19 protein-coding genes, 1 pseudogene and 1 riboswitch are annotated in these 19,883 nt (G+C 71.3%); of the genes and pseudogenes, 14 read left to right on the top strand and 6 right to left on the bottom strand.

Going from position 1 to position 19,883, the window contains the following annotated elements:
* The first annotated feature begins 179 nt into the window (after positions 1 to 179).
* The 5 genes from ACFY16_RS34370 to ACFY16_RS34350 all read left to right on the top strand — a co-directional run bounded on the left by ACFY16_RS34370 (position 180) and on the right by ACFY16_RS34350 (position 6,398).
* Positions 180 to 2,759, top strand: coding sequence for a nitrate- and nitrite sensing domain-containing protein (locus tag ACFY16_RS34370; RefSeq protein WP_390651143.1), 2,580 nt, complete (start codon positions 180 to 182; stop codon positions 2,757 to 2,759).
* The gene (locus ACFY16_RS34365) at positions 2,749 to 3,186 is read left to right on the top strand and encodes a roadblock/LC7 domain-containing protein (protein WP_351149000.1); all 438 of its coding nucleotides are present in this window, start codon (positions 2,749 to 2,751) and stop codon (positions 3,184 to 3,186) included. Before ACFY16_RS34370 ends, ACFY16_RS34365 begins: the two co-directional genes overlap by 11 nt.
* A gap of 7 nt (positions 3,187 to 3,193) precedes the next feature.
* Positions 3,194 to 3,571 (top strand): DUF742 domain-containing protein, encoded by a 378-nt coding sequence (locus ACFY16_RS34360; protein ID WP_390651142.1) that lies wholly within the window; start codon positions 3,194 to 3,196, stop codon positions 3,569 to 3,571.
* Positions 3,572 to 3,849: 278 nt separating this feature from the next.
* On the top strand, positions 3,850 to 4,638 hold the full coding sequence (locus tag ACFY16_RS34355; RefSeq protein ID WP_390651141.1) for a carbon-nitrogen hydrolase family protein: 789 nt from the start codon (positions 3,850 to 3,852) through the stop codon (positions 4,636 to 4,638).
* A gap of 62 nt (positions 4,639 to 4,700) precedes the next feature.
* Positions 4,701 to 6,398 carry a flavin monoamine oxidase family protein gene (locus tag ACFY16_RS34350; protein ID WP_390651140.1) on the top strand — a complete coding sequence of 566 codons (1,698 nt, stop codon included), beginning with the start codon at positions 4,701 to 4,703 and terminating at the stop codon, positions 6,396 to 6,398.
* A 6-nt stretch (positions 6,399 to 6,404) separates the two neighbouring features.
* Here the strand turns inward: ACFY16_RS34350 and ACFY16_RS34345 are convergent, their stop codons facing one another.
* Both ACFY16_RS34345 and ACFY16_RS34340 read right to left on the bottom strand, forming a co-directional pair.
* The gene (locus ACFY16_RS34345) at positions 6,405 to 7,334 is read right to left on the bottom strand and encodes an LLM class F420-dependent oxidoreductase (RefSeq protein WP_390651139.1); all 930 of its coding nucleotides are present in this window, start codon (positions 7,332 to 7,334) and stop codon (positions 6,405 to 6,407) included.
* A gap of 102 nt (positions 7,335 to 7,436) precedes the next feature.
* Positions 7,437 to 8,123 (bottom strand): DUF5995 family protein, encoded by a 687-nt coding sequence (locus tag ACFY16_RS34340; RefSeq protein WP_390651138.1) that lies wholly within the window; start codon positions 8,121 to 8,123, stop codon positions 7,437 to 7,439.
* 173 nt (positions 8,124 to 8,296) lie between these two features.
* Between ACFY16_RS34340 and ACFY16_RS34335 the strand changes: the two genes are divergently transcribed.
* Positions 8,297 to 9,427: a glycoside hydrolase family 6 protein gene (locus ACFY16_RS34335; RefSeq protein WP_390651188.1), complete on the top strand. Its 1,131-nt coding sequence runs from the start codon at positions 8,297 to 8,299 to the stop codon at positions 9,425 to 9,427.
* Here the strand turns inward: ACFY16_RS34335 and ACFY16_RS34330 are convergent.
* On the bottom strand, positions 9,394 to 10,785 hold the full coding sequence (locus tag ACFY16_RS34330; RefSeq protein WP_390651137.1) for a uracil-xanthine permease family protein: 1,392 nt from the start codon (positions 10,783 to 10,785) through the stop codon (positions 9,394 to 9,396). The genes ACFY16_RS34335 and ACFY16_RS34330 overlap by 34 nt on opposite strands.
* Positions 10,786 to 10,977: 192 nt before the next feature.
* Here ACFY16_RS34330 and ACFY16_RS34325 point away from each other — a divergent pair, with 192 nt between their 5' ends.
* Positions 10,978 to 11,436, top strand: coding sequence for an acyl-CoA thioesterase (locus ACFY16_RS34325; RefSeq protein ID WP_390651136.1), 459 nt, complete (start codon positions 10,978 to 10,980; stop codon positions 11,434 to 11,436).
* On the opposite strand, the gene ACFY16_RS34320 is transcribed toward ACFY16_RS34325, so the two are convergent.
* Positions 11,396 to 12,607 carry an MFS transporter gene (locus ACFY16_RS34320; protein WP_390651135.1) on the bottom strand — a complete coding sequence of 404 codons (1,212 nt, stop codon included), beginning with the start codon at positions 12,605 to 12,607 and terminating at the stop codon, positions 11,396 to 11,398. The genes ACFY16_RS34325 and ACFY16_RS34320 overlap by 41 nt on opposite strands.
* Before the next feature lie 156 nt (positions 12,608 to 12,763).
* On the opposite strand from ACFY16_RS34320, the gene ACFY16_RS34315 reads away from it, so the two are divergent.
* Positions 12,764 to 13,990, top strand: coding sequence for an ROK family transcriptional regulator (locus ACFY16_RS34315; RefSeq protein ID WP_390651134.1), 1,227 nt, complete (start codon positions 12,764 to 12,766; stop codon positions 13,988 to 13,990).
* On the opposite strand, the pseudogene ACFY16_RS34310 reads toward ACFY16_RS34315, so the two are convergent.
* Positions 13,943 to 14,050 (bottom strand): annotated as a pseudogene (locus tag ACFY16_RS34310) (NAD-dependent epimerase/dehydratase family protein); the annotation flags it as partial. The gene ACFY16_RS34315 and the pseudogene ACFY16_RS34310 overlap by 48 nt on opposite strands.
* 89 nt (positions 14,051 to 14,139) lie before the next feature.
* Positions 14,140 to 15,027, bottom strand: coding sequence for an RNA polymerase sigma-70 factor (locus tag ACFY16_RS34305; RefSeq protein ID WP_390651133.1), 888 nt, complete (start codon positions 15,025 to 15,027; stop codon positions 14,140 to 14,142).
* A gap of 314 nt (positions 15,028 to 15,341) precedes the next feature.
* A riboswitch (FMN riboswitch) is annotated at positions 15,342 to 15,472 on the top strand.
* Positions 15,473 to 15,619: 147 nt separating this feature from the next.
* Here ACFY16_RS34305 and ACFY16_RS34300 point away from each other — a divergent pair.
* From ACFY16_RS34300 to hisG, 6 genes are read left to right on the top strand one after another with little or no spacing between them, the layout of a single operon-like run.
* Positions 15,620 to 16,225, top strand: a complete 606-nt coding sequence (locus ACFY16_RS34300; RefSeq protein WP_390651132.1) for a riboflavin synthase — start codon at positions 15,620 to 15,622, stop codon at positions 16,223 to 16,225.
* Positions 16,222 to 16,866 (top strand): nicotinamide riboside transporter PnuC, encoded by a 645-nt coding sequence (pnuC, locus tag ACFY16_RS34295; RefSeq protein ID WP_390651131.1) that lies wholly within the window; start codon positions 16,222 to 16,224, stop codon positions 16,864 to 16,866. The genes ACFY16_RS34300 and pnuC overlap by 4 nt, the downstream gene beginning before the upstream one ends.
* Entirely contained in the window at positions 16,863 to 18,152 is a 1,290-nt protein-coding gene (locus tag ACFY16_RS34290; protein WP_390651130.1) for a bifunctional 3,4-dihydroxy-2-butanone-4-phosphate synthase/GTP cyclohydrolase II, read from the top strand. Before pnuC ends, ACFY16_RS34290 begins: the two co-directional genes overlap by 4 nt.
* Positions 18,153 to 18,173: 21 nt before the next feature.
* The gene (ribH, locus tag ACFY16_RS34285) at positions 18,174 to 18,659 is read left to right on the top strand and encodes a 6,7-dimethyl-8-ribityllumazine synthase (protein ID WP_390651129.1); all 486 of its coding nucleotides are present in this window, start codon (positions 18,174 to 18,176) and stop codon (positions 18,657 to 18,659) included.
* Between the two features lie 33 nt (positions 18,660 to 18,692).
* Complete coding sequence (locus ACFY16_RS34280) at positions 18,693 to 18,965, top strand: phosphoribosyl-ATP diphosphatase (RefSeq protein ID WP_030048796.1); 273 nt, start codon at positions 18,693 to 18,695, stop codon at positions 18,963 to 18,965.
* Between the two features lie 53 nt (positions 18,966 to 19,018).
* Complete coding sequence (gene hisG / locus ACFY16_RS34275) at positions 19,019 to 19,867, top strand: ATP phosphoribosyltransferase (RefSeq protein WP_390651128.1); 849 nt, start codon at positions 19,019 to 19,021, stop codon at positions 19,865 to 19,867.
* Positions 19,868 to 19,883 lie beyond the last annotated feature (16 nt).

The following is a 19,883-nucleotide window of genomic DNA, read 5'->3' as shown; positions in this document are numbered from 1 at the left end:
CTCGACGGGTCCGACCTCACCGTTGCCGCACCTGACATGACCCAGAGTTACCTTGGGCAACCATTGCGGTCCGGGTGGGACATCCCGTAAGTTGAGCGCCCGCCCGCTACCCGCGGGTAACACTGAGGGGTAACCACCGTCGCCCGGCCACCCGACCGTCCTGCCGCTCTGGGGAGTCCATGCGCTGGCCCTTCGGCCGTCCCACCACCGTACGCGCGCGCATCGTGGCCCTCGCGCTCGCTCCGGTAGTTGCCCTGATGGGCCTCTGGGCCTTCGCCATGGTGTCGGTCACCGGCGAACTGCGCGCCCTGATCCGGCTGCAGGGGGTGTACGACGACTTCGGCACGCCGGTCGACACGGCGGTGGGGCAGATCCAGATCGAGCGCCGGCTCTCGGCCGCCTACCTGGGCACGGACCACCGTACGGCGGCCGCCCTGGACCTGATGACGCAGCAGCGGCGCACCGACCGCGCCGTCGACGCGATGCGTGAGGCGATCAGGAACGGGGACCGCGACCGGCTCTCCGACCGGCAGCGGCAGGTCCTGGACGCCATGGCCGCCTCCGTCGGCGGGCTGGACGGGCTGCGGGAGCGCGTCCTGTCCCGCGACCTCTCCTGGGATCGGGCGGTCACCGAGTACAACGCCCTCGTGGAACCCGGCTTCGACGTCGAGTCCACGCTCACCGCGCTCCAGGCGGGGCAGCTGGCGCGCGAGGCCCAGGTCGTCATCGAGCTCGTACGGGTACGGGAGTTCGTCTCGCGCGAGGACGCCCTCGTCGCCGGGGCGCGGGCCGCGGGCACGCTGACCGACACCCAGTACGACATGCTGACGGCGACGATCGAGGACCGCCGGGTCTTCGAGCGGACGTACGTGCCCGACCTGCCGTCCGACTCGCGGACGCTGTTCCAGGAGTTCCAGCGGGGGGACCTGCACCGGCAGCTGACACGCAGCGAGGACGCCCTGCTGCGGGCGGGGGCCGGCGGGGCGGGAGGGGCCGTCGCGGCCGACTCCTGGCGCACCACCACCGACCGGGCCGTCAAGCGGTACATGCAGTTGTGCACCCGGTCGGCGGAGAACTCGGCGGCGCGCGGGCGGGAGTTCGCCTATCGGGAGCTGGCCAAGGCCGCCGTCGTGGCCGTACTGGGGCTCGCCGCCGTGGCCCTGTCGCTGTGGTTCGCGGTGCGTGGCGCCCGCCGTGTCTCGCGCCGACTGGAGACGCTGCGGGACGCGGCCGATCTGCTGACCACCCACCAACTTCCGTCCGTCATGGAGCGGTTGAGTGCCGGCGAGGAGGTGGACGCGGTCACCGAAGCACCGCCGCTGGCGGACGGGGAGGCGGGCGCCGACGAGATCGGCGATGTCGGCAGGTCCTTCAACACGGCGCGGCTCGCGGCCGTCGAGGCGGCCGTGCAGCAGGCCACCCTGCGGCGTGGGCTGTTCGCGGTGCTGCTCAACATCGCCCGCCGCAATCAGGCGTTGGTGCACCGCCAGTTGAAACTCGTCGACACGCTGGAGCGGCGGACGGAGGATCCGGACGTCCTCCAGGAGCTGTTCCGCATCGACCACCTCACCACCCGGATGCGGCGCCACGCGGAGAGCCTGATCATCCTCTCCGGAGCGGCGCCCGGCCGTAGATGGCGGCGTCCGGTGCCGGTCGCCGACGTGGTCTCGTCCGCGGTGAGTGAGATCGAGGACTACGCGCGCGTGGTGGTCCCGCCGATGGAACGCATCGGCGTCGCCGCGGACGCCGTGGCGGACGTGGTCCACCTGATCGCCGAACTCCTCGAGAACGCGGCGGCCTTCTCGCCGCCCCACACCCAGGTGACCCTGCGCACCGGGCGGGCCCGCGGCGGCTTCGTCCTGGAGATCGATGACCGCGGCCTCGGCCTCGCCCCGGACCAGCTCGAGGAGGCCCACCGCACCCTCACCCGCCCCGACGCCTTCGACCCGACCCGTCACGACCGCCTCGGCCTGTACGTGGTGAGCCGCCTGGCCGCCCGCCAGGGCATCGAGGTCACGCTGTGCCGGTCGCCGTACGGAGGGACCACGGCGGTGGTGTTGCTGCCGGGGACGGTGTTGGCGGAGGGTGTGCCCACTCCGGGTGAGCCCACTTCGGCGGGAGCCGCCATGGGGAAGCCCGTCCGTGATGAGCTTGCTCCCATGGCGCCCGGGTTCGGTGAGCCCACCGTGGGTGGGGCCGCTTCGACAGAGGCTGCTCCCGCGGAGGCTGCGCGTGCGGAGCCGGCAGGGCCCCCTCCCGTGGAGCCCGCTCGTGTTGAGCGCGCTCGGCTTGTTCGGTCGGCAGGGAGTGAGCTGCCTTCCACGGAGCTGCCTTCTCCGGAGCCGGCCCCCGCGGAGCAGGCCTGCCCCGAGTCCGGCCGCCGCGAGCCGGCCCGAGGTGAGTCCGCTCCCGCCGAAGTCACCCCTCCCGAGCCCACCCCCACGCAAGCCGCACCCCCCGCCTTCGCCCTGCCCACGCGGGTGCGTCAGGCGGCCCTCGCCGCCGAGTTGCGCCGCGAAGGCCGGGCGACCCCCGACGGGCCCCCGGAGCGTGAAGTGAGCGCCGAGGACATGCGGGCGATCTTCGGCGCCTTCCAGCGCGGCCTGGACCGGGGACGCAGGGGCGTCGAGCTCGGGCCGGCGCACCCCCACACCCGCAGTGAGCGAACCGACAGCGAGCACCCCCGCGCCCGCAGTGAGCGAAACGACAGTGAGCGAACCGGCACCGAGGAAGGGAGGGACGCCGACGATGCGCCCTGACAAGATCTCCGAACAGCCCGGCACAGACCTCGGGTGGCTGCTCGACGACCTCGTCGCCAGGACCGACCACGTCCGTCAGGCCGTACTGCTCACCGCGGACGGGCTCCCGCTGTGCTGCTCGGAGGGGATCCGCAGACGGGACATCGAGCACCTGGCCGCCGTCTGTTCCGGGTTCCACAGCCTGGCCCGTTCGGCGGGGGAGCGGTTCGACGCGGGGAAGGTGCGGCAGACCATGGTCATGCTCGACGACGCGTACCTCTTCATCACCCCGGCGGGCAACGGCAGCCGCCTCGCCGTGCTCAGCGAGGCGGAGACCGACGTCGGCCAGCTCGCCCACGAGATGGAACTGCTCGTCCGCCGTGTCGGCCGGCATCTGGACGCCGCCGTGCGCGAGGCCGCCGCCCCCGCCGGTCCGACCGGCGCCTGATCCGCCGGTGGCCGACGACCACTGGTACGAGGACGAGACGGGGCCGATGGTCCGCCCGTATGCCGTGACGCGCGGTCGTACCCGGCCCTCCGGCGGACCTGCCATCGAGCTGATGTCGCAGGTCACGGCCCTGTGGCCGGACGACTGCGGGCCCGCCCTCGACCACGCCCGGGCCTCCCTGCTCGACCTGGTGCGCCGCGGACCACGCCCGGTCGTCGAGCTCGCCGCGGATGCCGACCTGCCCCTGACCGTCCTACGCGTGCTGCTCGGCGACCTGACCGAAGCCGGTCTGGTGCGCGTGGACGAGGCGCGACCGGGCCTGTCGGACCCGGCCACCGACCCTGAGCTGCTGCGAGAGATCGTGGAGCGCCTTCGCGAGCTGTAGCGGAGATATGACCGGCAGGACGACGGGCGGCATGAACGAGGTGCGACCCAGCGGCACGAGCGAGGTGCGACCGGGCGGCACGAGCGAGGCGCGACCGGAGGCACGAACGAGGCACGATCGGGGACGTGACCGGCCGCGCGCAACGAATCGCCGCCCGCCCCGCATCCGACGCAACGATCCGCTCACCGGCGCGCAACGGCTCCTCCTTGTCCGGCCCGCTCGGCCGCCCGTACGGTCTACGTGGCCCCCAACCCCCTCCGTACCGGTGAGGAACACGCATGCGCACCGCCCTGCTCCAGAGCTCCGGCCGCCCAGGCTCAGTCGCCGAGAACCTCAAGGTCCTCGACGAGGCCGCGGGCCGGGCCGCCGCCGCGGGTGCCGCGCTGCTGGCCGCGCCGGAGATGTTCCTGACCGGGTACGCGATCGGCGACGACATCGCCCGCCTCGCCGAGCCCGCCGACGGCGACTCCGCGGACGCGGTCGCCGAGATCGCCACGCGACACGCCCTCGCGATCGCCTACGGCTACCCCGAGCGGGCCGGCGAGGCCGTCTTCAACTCCGCCCAGCTGATCTCCGCCGACGGCACCCGCCTCGCCAACTACCGCAAGACCCACCTCTTCGGCTGCTTCGAGCGCGACCACTTCACGCCGGGCGGGTCGCCGGTCGTCCAGGCCGACCTGAACGGCCTCCGCGTCGGGCTCATGATCTGCTACGACGTCGAGTTCCCGGAGAACGTCCGCGCCCACGCCCTCGCCGGCACGGACCTCCTGGTGGTGCCGACGGCGCAGATGCATCCGTTCCAGTTCGTCGCCGAGTCCGTCGTGCCGGTGCGCGCCTTCGAGAACCAGATGTACGTCGCCTACGTCAACCGCGTCGGCCAGGAAGGGGAGTTCGAGTTCGTCGGGCTCTCCACCCTCGCCGGCCCCGACGGAGTCGCCCGCACCCGCGCCGGCCGCGCCGACGAGCTCGTCCTCGCCGACGTCGACCCCGCCTTCCTCGCCGCGTCCCGCGAGACGAACCCGTATCTGAAGGACCGCCGCCCCGGCCTCTACGGGTCTCTCATCTGAACCCTTCTCGGCCCTCCCCCTCCCAGCACCTCAGCTCTTTTCGCGCAAGGAGTCCGTACCCCATGACGTCCACCGTGCCCAACGCCGTCGAGCACGCAGACGAGCAGCAGCCGCCGATCACCATGTTCGGCCCGGACTTCCCGTACGCGTACGACGACTTCCTCGCCCACCCGGCGGGCCTCGGCCAGATACCCGCGACCGAGCACGGCACCGAGGTCGCGGTCATCGGCGGCGGTCTGTCCGGCATCGTGGCCGCGTACGAGCTGATGAAGATGGGCCTCAAGCCGGTCGTGTACGAGGCCGACCGGATCGGCGGCCGGCTGCGCACCGTCGGCTTCGACGGCTGCGATCCCTCCCTCACCGCCGAGATGGGCGCGATGCGCTTCCCGCCGTCGTCCACGGCGCTCCAGCACTACATCGACCTGGTGGGACTGCAGACCCAGCCCTTCCCCAACCCCCTCGCCGAGGCGACGCCTTCGACGGTCGTCGACCTCAAGGGCGAGTCGCACTACGCGACCAGCGTCGACGACCTGCCGCAGGTCTACCGCGACGTGATGAACGCCTGGAACGCCTGCCTCGAAGAGGGCGCCGACTTCTCCGACATGAACCAGGCGATGCGCGAGCGCGACGTGCCGCGCATCCGCGAGATCTGGACCAGGCTCGTCGAGAAGCTCGACAACCAGACCTTCTACGGCTTCCTCTGCGACTCCGAGTCCTTCAAGTCCTTCCGGCACCGCGAGATCTTCGGCCAGGTCGGCTTCGGGACGGGCGGCTGGGACACCGACTTCCCCAACTCCATCCTGGAGATCCTGCGGGTCGTCTACACCGAGGCCGACGACCACCACCGCGGCATCGTCGGCGGCTCCCAGCAACTGCCACTGCGCCTGTGGGAGCGCGAGCCGGAGAAGATCGTCCACTGGCCGTACGGGACCTCGCTGAAGTCCCTGCACGTGAACGGCGAGCCGCGCCCGGCCGTGACCCGGCTGCACCGCACCGCCGGCAACCAGATCACCGTGACGGACGCGAACGGCGACATCCGCACCTACCAGGCGGCGATCTTCACCGCCCAGTCCTGGATGCTGCTCTCGAAGATCGCCTGCGACGACTCGCTCTTCCCGATCGACCACTGGACGGCGATCGAGCGGACTCACTACATGGAGTCCTCGAAGCTCTTCGTCCCCGTCGACCGGCCGTTCTGGCTCGACAAGGACGAGGAGACCGGCCGTGACGTCATGTCGATGACGCTCACCGACCGCATGACGCGCGGCACCTACCTCCTCGATGACGGCCCGGACAAGCCCGCCGTCATCTGCCTCTCCTACACCTGGTGCGACGACAGCCTGAAGTGGCTGCCGCTGTCCGCGAACGAGCGGATGGAGGTCATGCTGAAGTCGCTCGGCGAGATCTACCCGAAGGTCGACATCAGGAAGCACATCATCGGCAACCCGGTGACGGTCTCCTGGGAGAACGAGCCCTACTTCATGGGCGCGTTCAAGGCCAACCTGCCCGGCCACTACCGCTACCAGCGGCGCCTGTTCACGCACTTCATGCAGGACCGGCTGCCCGCGGACAAGCGCGGCATCTTCCTCGCCGGCGACGACATCTCCTGGACGGCCGGCTGGGCCGAGGGCGCGATCCAGACCGCGCTGAACGCGGTCTGGGGCGTCATGCACCACTTCGGCGGAACGACCGACGCGACCAACCCGGGGCCGGGCGACGTCTACGACGAGATCGCCCCCGTCGAACTCCCCGAGGACTAGGGCGACTCAGACCCCTGCCGCGCGCGCCTTCTCGTACACCTCGGCGGCGACCTCCTTGAGCTCCTGCGCGTCACGCGTGCCGGCCTGGAGGTCGACGAGGATCTCGTCGAGACCGACCTCGGCGTGCGCGACCAGGTCGTCGACGATCTGGTCGACGCTGCCCTGGAAGGGTGCGCGGTCGGCACCGGCGTAGCCCTTGGCCTGGTACTGGGCGTTGGTGCGCAGCACCGTCTGGATCGGTTCCGTGCGCCCGCGCTCGGCGGCCAGTTCCTGGAGCCCGCGCCACTGCGCGGCGAGCGCCTGGGCGCCCATGCCCACCGGCAGCCAGCCGTCGGCGTGGTCGACCAGCCGGCGCTGTGCCTTCCCGGAGCCCGCCGCCAGCAGGATGGGGATCGGCCGGGCGGGCTTGGGGCCGACAAAGGCCGGGGCGAGCTTCGTGAACCGCCCGTCGTACGACACCGGGTCCGGGCCCCAGACCGCGCGGCACACGCCGATCAACTCGTCCAGGGCCGCGCCGCGCTCCTCGAACGGGCGCACCGACGCGGCCGCGTACTCGTCGGTCGACCAGCCCGTGCCGAGGCCCGCGATCACCCGGCCGCCGCTTGCCGCGTCCAACGTGGCGAGGGTCTTGGCGAGCCGCAACGGCACGTGCAGCGGCGCGATGAGCACGCTGGAGCCCAGCCGGGCCCGCTCGGTGGCCGCGGCGGCGAGTGTGAGGGTGACCAGCGGCTCGGCGACCCCGCGGTACGAGTCCGGCCAGGGGAGGCCCTCGATGCCGTACAGGCCCTGGGTGGCGGGCTCGGGGACGAGGAGTCGCTCGTACACCCAGAGGCTCTCGTAGCCGATCTCCTCGGCGGTGCGCGCCACGTCGGGCACGTCCCGGCCGAGGTCGTACCGCTTGTTCTGGGGAAGGCCGAGTCCGAGCCTTGTCGCCATGCCCACTGCTCCTTTGACAGATGGTGCGGTCCTGTCGAACGTACAACGTTCACAGAGAAGTCCAGAGGAGCGGCGGTGGGAACCGGCCACCGGCGTGGCGGATCAGTCCGGGAGCGGCGTGAGCAGCATGCGGCCCGCGAAACCGACCGCCGTGTCGAGACGTTCGGTGAACTCCTCTGCCAGGTCCGGCAGTCGGCGCAGCGCCCACAGTGCCCGGGCCGCCGACCAGGCGGCGTCCCGGGCGCGTTCCAGGCTCCAGGAGCCGAGCAGGTGCGTCAGCGGGTCGGCGATCTGGAAGAGGTCGGGGCCCGGCATCAGGTCTTCGCGGATGCGCTCCTCCAGCGAGACGAGTAGATCGCCCACCCGGTCGAACTCGTCCTCCAGCTCAAGGGGTTCGCAGCCGAGCGTACGACAGGCGTCCACGACGGCGAGCGCGAGGTCGTGCCCGATGTGCGCGTTGATGCCCGCGAGCGCGAACTGCAACGGCCGTACGCCGGGATGACGGCGGAACTGGAACAGCGGCCGCCAGCAGGCCGGTGGGCGCCCCTCGTCCGCCACCGCGTCGACCGCCGCGAGATAGCGCTCCGCGAACCGCACGTCCAGCGTGATCGCCGCCCGCGCGTCCGTGAACTCCCCGGCGTCGATGTGCCGGTCGACCTCCTCGGTCACCGCGAGGTAGACGCGGTTGAAGACCGCGATCCCGTCCCGCGCGGGCAGTTCCGCGGCCAGGGCACGCATGCGGGAGACCACCGCGTCCACGGGAGTGGTGAACTGTTCCAATTGCGCCATGGGGGCAGGGTCCCAGTCCTAGGCTTTCCGGAGTGCCGACGGGCCCGACGCTTCCCCGGAACGGGGGAACGATCCCGTCGCACGGGAGGGGGAACGGCACTGTGGCAGGCTTACGCGCCCAGCGCCTGGCCGCACGCCGGGCCAGGCACAGGCGCGCCGTCGGGCGCGGCGCCATGGTCGCGGCCGCGTCCGTGGTGGTGGCCGTCGGCACCGCGACCGGGATGATGTCCGCGCTCGACGACGGCCGGGGTTCCGACGAGGCCCGGCCCGACGTGACCAGTTCGCCGCGCCTGGATTCGTTGCCGGCCGTGCCCTCGGTCGCGCCCTCGGCGACGAAGGTGTCCCCTTCACCCTCCCCGAAGGAGAAGGCGAGCCCCACCGCCTCCCCGGCCAGGACCGGGAGAGGCCGGCCGGCAGCCACCGTGTCCCGGCGCCTCTACCACCATTCCGACTCCCAGGTGGTCGACTGGGTCCGCGACCACCCGGAAGATCCCCGTGCGGCCGTCATCGAGTCCCGTATCGCCGACCAGCCGGCGGCGGTGTGGTTCACCGACGCCGACTCCGCGACCATCGCGCCCCGGGTCCGCGCGGTCACTTCCTCGGCCGCCGCGCAGGGCCGGGTGCCGGCCGTCGTGGTGTACGCGATCCCGGACCGCGACTGCGGCGGGGCGTCCGAGGGCGGGGCGTCCGACCTCGACGCCTACGATCGCTGGATCGACGGCTTCGCGGCCGGGCTGGGCTCCGGCGAGGTCATGGTGATCCTGGAGCCCGACTCGATCGCGCAGGCCGACTGCCTGTCCGCCGCGGACCGCGCCGCCCGGTTCGCCTCGCTGGCCCGTGCGGGCCGCGTCCTGAAGGCCGCGAACCCGAAGGCGCGTGTGTACTACGACGCCGGGCACTCCGCCTGGAACCCGCCCGCGCAGCAGGCGGCCCTGCTGAAACAGGCGGGCGCCGCCTCGGCCGCGTCCTCCGACGGCATCTTCAGCAACGTCTCCAACTTCCACCGCACGGCCGACGAGATCACCTACGACCGGGAGGTCCTCGACGCCCTCGGTGGCCGGGCGGGTCTCGGCGCGGTGATAGACACCAGCCGCAACGGCAACGGCGCCCCGGCCGACGGGGAGTGGTGCGATCCGGACGGACGGAAGATCGGCCGGGCGCCCACGCTGACCACCGGAGAGGCACGCATCGACGCCTACCTGTGGGTGAAGCTGCCGGGGGAGTCGGACGGGTGCAAGGGGGCGGCCGGCACGTTCACGCCGTCGTACGCCTACGACTTGGCGGGCGGGAACTCCTCGTCGTAGGCCGACACGCCCTCGTCGAGCAGGGGCCCCTGCTCCTTGAGGTGTGCGGGCGCGAAGGCGCGCAGCGCGTGGTAGCCGGTGATGACGACGAGCGTGCCGAGCGCGATGCCGCTCAGGGAGAAGTTGTCGGTGAACTTCATGGAGACGCCGCCGACGCCGATGATGATGCCCGCCGCGGCCGGCACCAGGTTCAACGGGTTGCGCAGGTCCACCTTGGCGTGCAGCCAGATCTGGGCGCCGAGCAGGCCGATCATGCCGTACAGGATGACGGTGATGCCGCCGAGCACGCCGCCCGGGATCGCGGCCACGACCGCGCCGAACTTGGGGCAGATGCCGAACAGGAGCGCGAAGCCGGCGGCGGCCCAGTAGGCGGCCGTCGAGTAGATGCGGGTTGCCGCCATCACGCCGATGTTCTCGGAGTACGTGGTGTTGGGCGGGCCACCGACCGCTGTCGACAGCATGGAGGCGACACCGTCCGCCGAGATCGCCGTGCCGAGCTTGTCGTCCAGCGAGTCCCCGGTCATCTCGCCGACCGCCTTGACGTGTCCGGCGTTCTCCGCGACCAGCGCGATGACGACGGGCAGCGCGACCAGGATCGCCGACCACTGGAAGGACGGGCCGTGGAAGGACGGCAGCCCGATCCAGTCGGCCTTGCCGACGCCGGAGAGGTCGAGCCGCCAGTGGTCGGTGACCTTGCCGCTCGCGTCCACCGAGTGGATCTTGCCGAAGATCCGGTCGAAGGCCCAGGAGATGGCGTACCCGAAGACCAGGCCCAGGAAGATCGCGATGCGTGACCAGAAACCACGCAGACAGACGACGGCCAGACCGGTGAAGAGCATGACCAGCAGGGCGGTCCACTGGTCCTGCGGCCAGTAGGTCGACGCGGTCACCGGGGCGAGGTTGAAGCCGATCAGCATGACGACCGCGCCGGTGACGATCGGCGGCATCACCGCGTGGATGATCCGTGCCCCGAAGCGCTGCACGGCGAGACCCACCAGGAACAGCACGACGCCGACGACGAAGACCGCGCCGGTCACGGTGGCGCTCGTGCCGCCCTGCGCGCGGATGACCGCGGCGACACCCACGAAGGAGAGCGAGCAGCCGAGATAGCTGGGTACCCGGCCGCGGGTCGCGAGCAGGAAGATCACGGTGGCGACCCCGGACATCATGATCGCGAGGTTCGGGTCCAGGCCCATCAGGACGGGGGCCACGAAGGATGCCCCGAACATGGCCACCACGTGCTGGGCGCCGAGCCCGACCGTGCGGGGCCACGAGAGCCGCTCGTCGGGCCGGACCACCGCTCCAGGCGCCGGGTTGCGTCCGTCGCCGTGCAGTTTCCAGCGGACGCCAAGATCCATGGTGCGGTTTCACTTTCGTCGTACGTGCGGATGTACGCACCATTGTCGGGGACGCGACTGAGCAGGGCCCTCCCGGGTCCGGGCTGACCAGGGCCTTCCGGGTCGGGGTTGACCAGGACCGTCCCGGCCGAGGCTCCTGAGCGTCCGCTTAGGATGGACGTAAGCGTCTCATCAGTGTCAGGAGCACCACCCGTGACCGCCGAAGCCCCGATGACCCCCGCCCTGTCCTACGGCCGGCTCATCCCCGTCACCGTCCACTTCGACGACCTCGATGCCCTGGGCCTGCTGCACAACGCCCGCTACCCCCTGATGGTCGAGCGGGCCTGGACCGAGCTGTGGCAGGAACACGGCATCCGCTTCGACGGCGACTGGGCAGCGGCCGGCGACGCCTGCAACGCGGTCAAGGAGCTGCACATCACGTACGAGGCTCCGGTCACCCGGACCGGCACGTACGCCGTCCACCTCTGGCTGGCACGGCTCGGCAACACCGGCCTGACGTACGGCTTCCGGTTCTGTTCGGCCGACGGGGCGGTGACGTACGCGCAGGGCACCCGGGTGCTGGTCCGGCTCGACGCGGCCACCCTGCGACCCGCGCCGTGGAGCGAGAAGTTCAGGGCCGCGGGTCGGGAACTGCTGCGGCCTGCGGACTGACCTTCGGCCGGTCGCGCTCTCCGGCGCGCAGCACGCCCCCGAACACCGCGAGTCCGCACGCCAGCACGGTCACCAGGCAGAACGACACCATCAGGCTGGTCGCCTGCGCCACCCCGCCGATCAGGCTCGGCGCGATCAGGCCCGAGGTGTACGTGATCGTGGCGACGCCCGCGATGGCCTGGCTGGGGTTGGCACCGCTGCGGCCGGCCGCCGCGAAGCACAGCGGTACGACGACGGCGATGCCGAGGCCCATCAGCGCGAAGCCGCCCATCGCCGCCGCCGGGTGACCCGCGAGCACGATGAGCAGCCCGCCGAGCGCCGCGAGGACACCGCCCGCGCGGACCGTGCGCACCGCGCCGAAGCGGTTCACCGCCGCGTCCCCGGCGAGCCGGGCCACCGCCATGGTCAGCATGAAGCCCGTCGTCGAGGCCGCCGCGAGACCCGCCGACGCCTCAAGGCGGTCACGCAGATACACCGCCGACCAGTCCAGGCTGGCCCCCTCCGCGAACACCGCGCAGAAGCCGACCGCGCCGATCAGCAACGCCGACCGCGGCGGCAGAGCGAACCGTGGCGGCGGTTCCTCGTCCTCCGCCGGTTGCAGGTCGAGTACCCAACGGCAGGCGAGCACGCCGAGCAGAGTGAGAGCCGCGGCCGCCAGGGCGAAATGCAGACGCGCGTCCGATCCCAGGTGCGCGGCGAGCGTGCCGGCCGCCGAGCCGATCAGTGCCCCCGTGCTCCACATTCCGTGCAGACCGGACATGATCGACTTGTCGAGCAGGCGCTCGACCTCGACCCCCAGCGCGTTCATCGCGACATCCGCCATACCCGCGCTGGAGCCGTAGACGAACATCGCAAGACACAGCGTGTACAGGTTCGGTGCCAGTGACGGCAGGATCAGGGACAGCGTCCAGAGCGCGATCAGGCCGCGCAGGGCCGTGCGACTGCCGAAGCGGTGACTGATCCAGCCGGCCAGCGGCATGGAGCAGGAGGCGCCGAACGCCGTGAAGGCCAGGGCGAACCCGAGTTGGCCGGTGCTGAGCGAGGCATGGTCCTGGATCCACGGCACCCGGGTCGCGAACGACCCCGTGACGGCGCCGTGCACGGCGAACACGGCCGCCACGGCGTACCGGGCGCGCCGCACCTCCGACGCCTCGTAGACCACTTCCCTCATCGTCCCGTCCCTCCCGGACCGTGTTCCCCGCAACGCAAACGCTGCCGTAAACTATCAGGGACCCTGCCTGATAGATAGGGGATCAGAGGCCACGCGGCACGAAGGCGGCGCAGGTCGCCCGCCGTGCGGTCCCGCCGATCTGGGAGGATTCCCGGCATGCCCGCATCCCCGAGCACCGCCCGGGCCATCAACGACCGGCTCGCCCTGCGGCTGTTGCAGGAAGGCCCGTTGACGGCAGGGCAGTTGAAACAGCTCACCGGCCTGTCCCGGCCGACCGTCGCCGACCTCGTCGAACGCCTCACGGCGTCCGGCCTGATCGCGGTGGTGGGGGAGTCGGGCGAGCAACGGCGCGGCCCCAACGCGCGGTTGTACGGCATCGTCGCCGACCTCGCCCATCTCGCGGCCCTCGACGTCCGCACGGAGGGTGTCGCCGTGGTCGTCTCCGACCTGCTCGGCGAGGTGCTCGCCGAGGCGTCGGTGCCGATCGGCGGCGACACGGGCACAGAACCGGCACTGGAGCAGGCCGTCGCGCTGGTCGAACGGGCGGCGAAGGAGGCGGGCGCCGACCGGTTGCACACCGTCGGCATCGGCGCACCCGGCCTCATCGCCCCGGCCACCGGCGAACTGCGGGACTCCACGGGCCTGCCCGAATGGCACCGCCGACTGGTGGCCGCCCTCCAGGAGCGGTTCCCCGACGCCCGGGTCATCGTCGAGAACGAGACCAACCTCGCGGCACTGGCCGAGCAGCGCGACGGCGCGGCCCACGGCCGTGACACCTTCGTCCTGCTCTGGCTCGGCCACGGCACCGGCGCGGCCGTGATCCTCGACGGCGCCCTGCGCCGCGGCGCCTCCGGCGGCACCGGTGAGATCGGCTTCCTTCCCGTCCCGGGCACGGACGGGCTCCCCTCGGCCACGGGGTGCGAGGGCGGCTTCCACTCCCTGGCGGGGTCGGCTGCGATCACCGACCTCGCCAGGGAGTACGGCATCCCGGTACCGCCGGCGGGTCACGAACCGCAGGCCGCCGTCATCGTCCGTGAAGCGGTGACTTCAGCCGGCACCGCCGCCGCCCGCTTCCTCGACGCCCTCGCCGACCGCGTCGCCGTCGGCGTCGCCTCCGTCGCCGCCGTGCTGGACCCCGGCTGCGTGGTCCTCGGCGGCGAGGTGGGGCAGGCCGGCGGCGAGGTGCTCGCCGCCCGGGTCGAGGCACGGATCCGCCGGATGTCACCGCTGCCCACGGAGGTGCGGTGCAGCACGCTGGGCGGTGGGGCGGTCCTGAGGGGGGCACTGCTGACGGCTCGGGAGTCGGCTCAGGGGGAGCTGTTCGGGCCCGGGGAATCGGGTGTGCCGGCGGAGTACCCGCACCTCGTGCCCGTCCCCCCGTAGCCGCCCGGTGACGAGCCGTCCGAGGGTTCCGGTACCGCCGGTCACCAGGATCGTGGCCATACTGTTCAGCCCCTTCGGACACCGGGCGCTCCCGGCCGGAGCGCCCTTCGTCAGCTCAGACCGAGCAGCCCCGCGAAAAGTGACAGGCGCTACGGCCGGCTGAGCTGACGCCGTAGGAAGTCCAGCTTGTCGGGGTTCACCACGGCCCGCAGCTGGGTGATCAACCCGTGGCGCAGCTCGAACGTGACCACGCCGACGAGGCTGTCGCCCGCCCACGCCGCCAGCGCGCTCGCGCCGTTGACCTCGGCGACCGTGAAGTCGAGGCCCGCGGTGAACCTCTGGGCCCCGCCCACCAGGAACCGGACGACCTTCTCGCGCCCCCGCACCGGCCGTCGGGCCGCCGTGACCTTTCCACCGCCGTCGCCCCACCAGGTCACGTCGGCGGCGAGCAGCTTCTCCAGGCCGGCCAGATCGCCTTCCCGGGCCGCCGTGATGAACGACGTGACCAGCTCCGCCTGCCGCTCGGGGGCGGGCGCGAAACGGCCCTCCGGCGCCGTCACGCGCTGCACCGCCCGCCGGTACAGCTGGCGGCAGTTGGCGTCGCTCAGTTCCAGTACCTCGGCGATCTCCCGGTGCCCGTACCCGAACGCCTCCCGCAGCACGTACACGGCCCGCTCGGTCGGTGTGAGCCGCTCCAGCAGCACCAGCAGGGCCATGGACACGGCGTCCCGCTGCTCGGCCGACTCCAGTGGGCCGAGCGTGCCGTCGGAGGTGGCCACGGGCTCCGGCAGCCAGGTCCCGACGTACTGTTCGCGCCGGGTTCTGGCGGAGGTCAGCCGGTTGAGACAGAGGTTGCTGACGACCTTGGCGAGCCAGGCCCCGGAGTGCTCGATCTGCGTGCGGTCGGCGCCGCTGAAGCGCAGATAGGCGTCCTGGACCGTGTCCTCGGCCTCGTCGGCGGAGCCCAGCATGCGGTATGCCAGGCCGAACAGTCGGGGTCGGTGACTCTCGAACTCCTCGGCGATCGCGGTCGTCATGCCTTCACCCTGCCAGAACGGGGGCGGAGGGGAATGGGGGCCCGGCGGCGGGCAAGGGCCGTCGTCACCGCCGCCGGGCCGGCCTGTCCTTCCCGGGGGCCGGGCGCGAATCCACGTCTGCGTGCGACCCTAGATAGGACTAGACCAATGCGTCAATAGGTATGGATCAATCTCAAGTGTGTGCGGGCGTACGGGAGTTGGGTCCGGCGGGGCGGTCCGTCCGAGAAGTCCAGCGACGCGGCCTGTGAGCCACCCCACACCGTTCGCCCGTATGGATGCCTATCAGGCGTGGCACACTGGCCCTGTACCTAAAGCAGCGCACTCCGGGGTCGGTGAAAGTCCGAACCGGCGGTTATAGTCCGCGACCCGGTCGCTTCCAGTGACCGGTTGACCAGGTGAAATTCCTGGACCGACGGTTAAAGTCCGGATGGGAGGCAGTGCGCGGCGGGCGGGCATTCGTGCGCGCCGCCGTATGTGCTCATCCATATGGATGAGTCTGTCCGGCGTCGCCCCCGGTGTCGTAGCCCGTGATTACTGTCGTCATCGACAGGCCCCGGAGTCCGTGCCCCAACGTGGCAGGAGGACCCGGGAAGTGTTCACCGGAATCGTCGAAGAGCTGGGTGAGGTCACCGCCGTCGAGAATCTCGGCGACGCCTCCCGCTTCCGGCTGCGCGGCCCCGTCGTGACCGAGGGCGCGAAGCACGGCGACTCCATCGCCGTGAACGGAGTCTGTCTCACCGTCGTCGAGCACGAGGGCGACGAGTTCACCGCCGACGTCATGGCCGAGACACTCGACCGCTCCAGCCTCGGCGCCCTGAGCGTCGGCTCCCGCGTCAACCTCGAACGCCCCACCGCCGTCGGCGCACGCCTCGGCGGGCACATCGTGCAGGGCCACGTCGACGGCACCGGCCGGGTCCTGGAGCGCAAGCCGTCCGAGAACTGGGAGATCGTGAAGGTTGCCCTCCCCGCGGACCTCGCGCGCTACGTCGTCGAGAAGGGCTCCATCACGGTCGACGGCATCAGCCTCACCGTCGTCGACGCCGGCCCCGACTACTTCACCGTCAGCCTCATCCCCACCACCCTCGCCCTGACCACGCTCGGCCTCAAGCAGCCCGGCGACCCGGTCAACCTCGAGGTGGACGTCGTCGCCAAGTACGTCGAGCGCCTGCTCGCGGCCGGTCAGGGGGCGACCAAGTGAACTGGCTGAACTCCGAGGCCTTCGTCCTGTTCGACCAGCACATCAAATGGTCGGACATGATCGGCAACATTATTGGTCTGATCGCCCTGGCCTTCGGCTGGCGGCGCTCCATCTGGAGCTGGCCCGCCCAGTTCGTCTCCGGTCTCATCCTCTTCGCGGCCTTCGCCACCGCCCACCTCTCCGGCAGCGCGGGCAAGCAGATCGTCGTGATGGTCGTCGCCGTGTACGGCTGGTGGCAGTGGAACCGAGGCAAGGGCCAGGGCGAGGACGGCCACATCACCGTACGCTTCGCCAGCTGGCGCGAGCGCGCGGTGCTGGTCGCGGCCGCCGCCGTCGGCACCGTCGTGGTCGCCCTCCTGTTCAAGGCGTACCCGTCCCTGTCCTGGGACCCCTGGCCGGACGCCTACATCTTCGTCGGCACCATCGTCGCCATGTACGCCCAGGCCCGCGGCATGGTCGAGTTCTGGTTCGCCTGGCTGCTCGTCGACGTCGTCGGCGTACCCCTGAACTTCGCCAACGGCTTCGCCTTCTCCGGCTTCGTCTACATCATCTACGGCGCGCTCGTCCTGTGGGGCATGCGCGACTGGTGGCTGCGCTCCCGCAAGGGTCCGCAGCCCGCTCTGGAAGGAGCGCCGGCATGAGTGCGGCACCGATCCTGTACAGCACCGACGGCTTCGAGGACTTCGCGCTCGACCCGATCGAGCAGGCCATCGCCGACATCGCGGCCGGCCGCCCGGTCGTGGTCGTCGACGACGAGGACCGCGAGAACGAGGGCGACCTCGTCATCGCTGCCGAGAAGGCCACCCCCGAGATCGTCGCCTTCATGATGAGCGAGTGCCGCGGCCTGATCTGCGCCCCCATGGAGGGCGACGAACTCGATCGGCTCCAGCTCCCGCAGATGGTCGAGGACAACACCGAGTCCATGAAGACCGCGTTCACCGTCTCCGTGGACGCCTCGGCCGCTCACGGAGTGAGCACCGGCATCTCGGCCTCCGACCGCGCCACCACGCTCCAACTCCTCGCGACCGGTACGGCGGAGCCGACCGACCTCGTCCGCCCCGGCCACATCTTCCCGCTGCGCGCCAGGAGCGGCGGAGTCCTGGTCCGCAACGGCCACACCGAGGCCGCCGTCGACCTGGCTCGCCTCGCGGGCCTGCGCCCGGCCGGCGCGATCGTCGAGATCGCCGGCGAGGACGGTCGCATGCTGCGCCTGCCCGAGCTGATCCCGTTCGCCCGCAAGCACGGCCTGACGATCGTCTCCATCGAGGACCTGATCACCTATCGCCGCACCTCGGAGCCCACCGTCCGCCGCGAGGCCGAGGTCCACCTGCCCACCGCACACGGCTCGTTCACGGCGTACGGCTACCGCTCCACCGTCGACGGCGTCGAACACGTCGCCCTGGTCCACGGTGAGATCGGCGACGGCGACGACGTCCTGGTCCGCGTCCACTCCGAGTGCCTCACCGGCGACGTCTTCGGCTCCCAGCGCTGCGACTGCGGCCCCCAGCTGGACGCCTCCCTGGAGCGCATCCAGAGCGAGGGCCGGGGCGTGGTGGTCTACCTGCGCGGACACGAGGGCCGTGGCATCGGCCTGCTGTCCAAGCTGCGCGCGTACGAACTCCAGGAGCGCGGCCACGACACCCTCGACGCCAACCTCGAACTCGGCCTGCCCGCCGACGCCCGCGACTACGGCGCAGGCGCGCAGATCCTCGAGGACCTCGGCGTCCGCAGCGTGCGTCTGATGACCAACAACCCCGACAAGACCGACGCGCTGCTGCGGCACGGGCTCAAGGTCACCGGCCGCGAGCCGATGCCCGTACAGGCGGGTGAGCACAACCTCCGCTACCTGCGCACCAAGCGGGACCGGATGGGCCACGACCTGCCCTGGCTGGACGCGCCCACCGCGTCCACCTGCGGCAACCAGTAAGAGAGAGCACTGAGGAGAGACGTGAGCGGCAAGGGCGCACCGGAACTGTCCGTACGCAATGTGGGTGACCTGCGGGTCGCCGTCATCGCGGCGCAGTGGCACGAGAAGGTGATGGACGGTCTGGTGGACGGCGCGCTGCGCGCCCTGCACGACCTGGGTATCGACGAGCCGACCCTGCTCAGGGTCCCCGGCAGCTGGGAGCTCCCGGTCGTCGCCAAGGTCCTCGCGGGCCGCGGCTACGACGCGATCGTCGCGCTCGGCGTCGTCATCCGCGGCGGCACCCCGCACTTCGAGTACGTGTGCCAGGGCGTCACCCAGGGCCTCACCCAGGTTTCCGCCGAGACCGGCGTCCCCGTCGGCTTCGGCTTGCTGACCTGCGACACCGAGGAGCAGGCCCTGGACCGGGCGGGCATCGAGGGCTCCAACGAGGACAAGGGGCACGAGGCGGTGACCGCGGCGGTGGCGACCGCGGCCATCCTCCGCTCAGTATCTGAACCCTGGCGCTGAGGTACCGCCCGGACCGCGTAGGGTGAGACCACCATGTCCAAGAAGACTTTCGAGGAGCTCTTCACCGAGCTCCAGCACAAGGCCGTCAACGGCGACCCCGCCACCTCCCGCACCGCAGAGCTGGTCGGCAAGGGCGTCCATGCCATCGGCAAGAAGGTCGTCGAGGAGGCCGCCGAGGTCTGGATGGCCGCCGAGTACGAGGGCAAGGAGGCGGCAGCCGAGGAGATCTCGCAGCTGCTGTACCACGTCCAGGTGATGATGGTCGCCCGCGGGATCTCCCTGGACGACGTCTACGCCCACCTCTGAGCCGTACCCGCACCCATATTTTTTCGCACGAACAAGCAAAGGAAGCCGACCTCATGCTGCGCATCGCCGTCCCCAACAAGGGTTCCCTGTCCGGCCCTGCGGCGGAGATGCTGCATGAGGCCGGCTACCAGCAGCGCCGCGAGTCCAAGGAACTGCGGATCGTCGACCCGGCCAACGAGGTCGAGTTCTTCTACCTCCGCCCCCGCGACATCGCGATCTACGTCTCCTCCGGCCGCCTCGACATCGGCATCACCGGCCGCGACCTGCTGATCGACTCCGGCGCCGAGGCCGAGGAGATCCTCCCGCTCGGCTTCGCCCGCTCCACGTTCCGTTTCGCCGCCAAGCCCGGCACCGCGAACGGCATCGAGGACCTCAAGGGCAAGACGGTCGCCACCTCCTACGAGGGCATCGTCGCCGGACACCTCGCCGACAGCGGCATCGAGGCCTCCGTCGTCCACCTCGACGGCGCCGTCGAGACCGCCATCGAGCTCGGTGTCGCCGAGGTCATCGCGGACGTCGTCGAGACCGGCACCTCGCTGCGCAACGCCGGCCTGGAGGTCTTCGGCGAGCCGATCATGAAGTCCGAGGCCGTCGTGATCCGTCGCACCGGCGCGGACACGGAGGACCCCAAGGTCCAGCAGTTCCTGCGCCGCCTCCAGGGCGTCCTGGTGGCCCGGACCTACGTGATGATGGACTACGACTGCCGTGTCGAGCAGCTGGAGAAGGCCGTCGCGCTGACTCCGGGCCTGGAGTCCCCGACCGTCTCCCCGCTGCACAACGAGGGCTGGGTCGCCGTCCGCGCGATGGTCCCCGCCAAGGAAGCCCAGCGGATCATGGACGACCTCTACGACATCGGCGCCCGTGCCATCCTGACCACGGCCATCCACGCCTGCCGCCTCTGAGTCCGAGGAAGCCGCA

Origin of the sequence: Streptomyces sp. NPDC001315 (genome assembly GCF_042896175.1) — a bacterium.
Taxonomy (GTDB): domain Bacteria; phylum Actinomycetota; class Actinomycetes; order Streptomycetales; family Streptomycetaceae; genus Streptomyces.
Note: the sequence above shows the minus strand (reverse complement) of the source record. Positions and strands in the feature narration are given on the sequence as shown.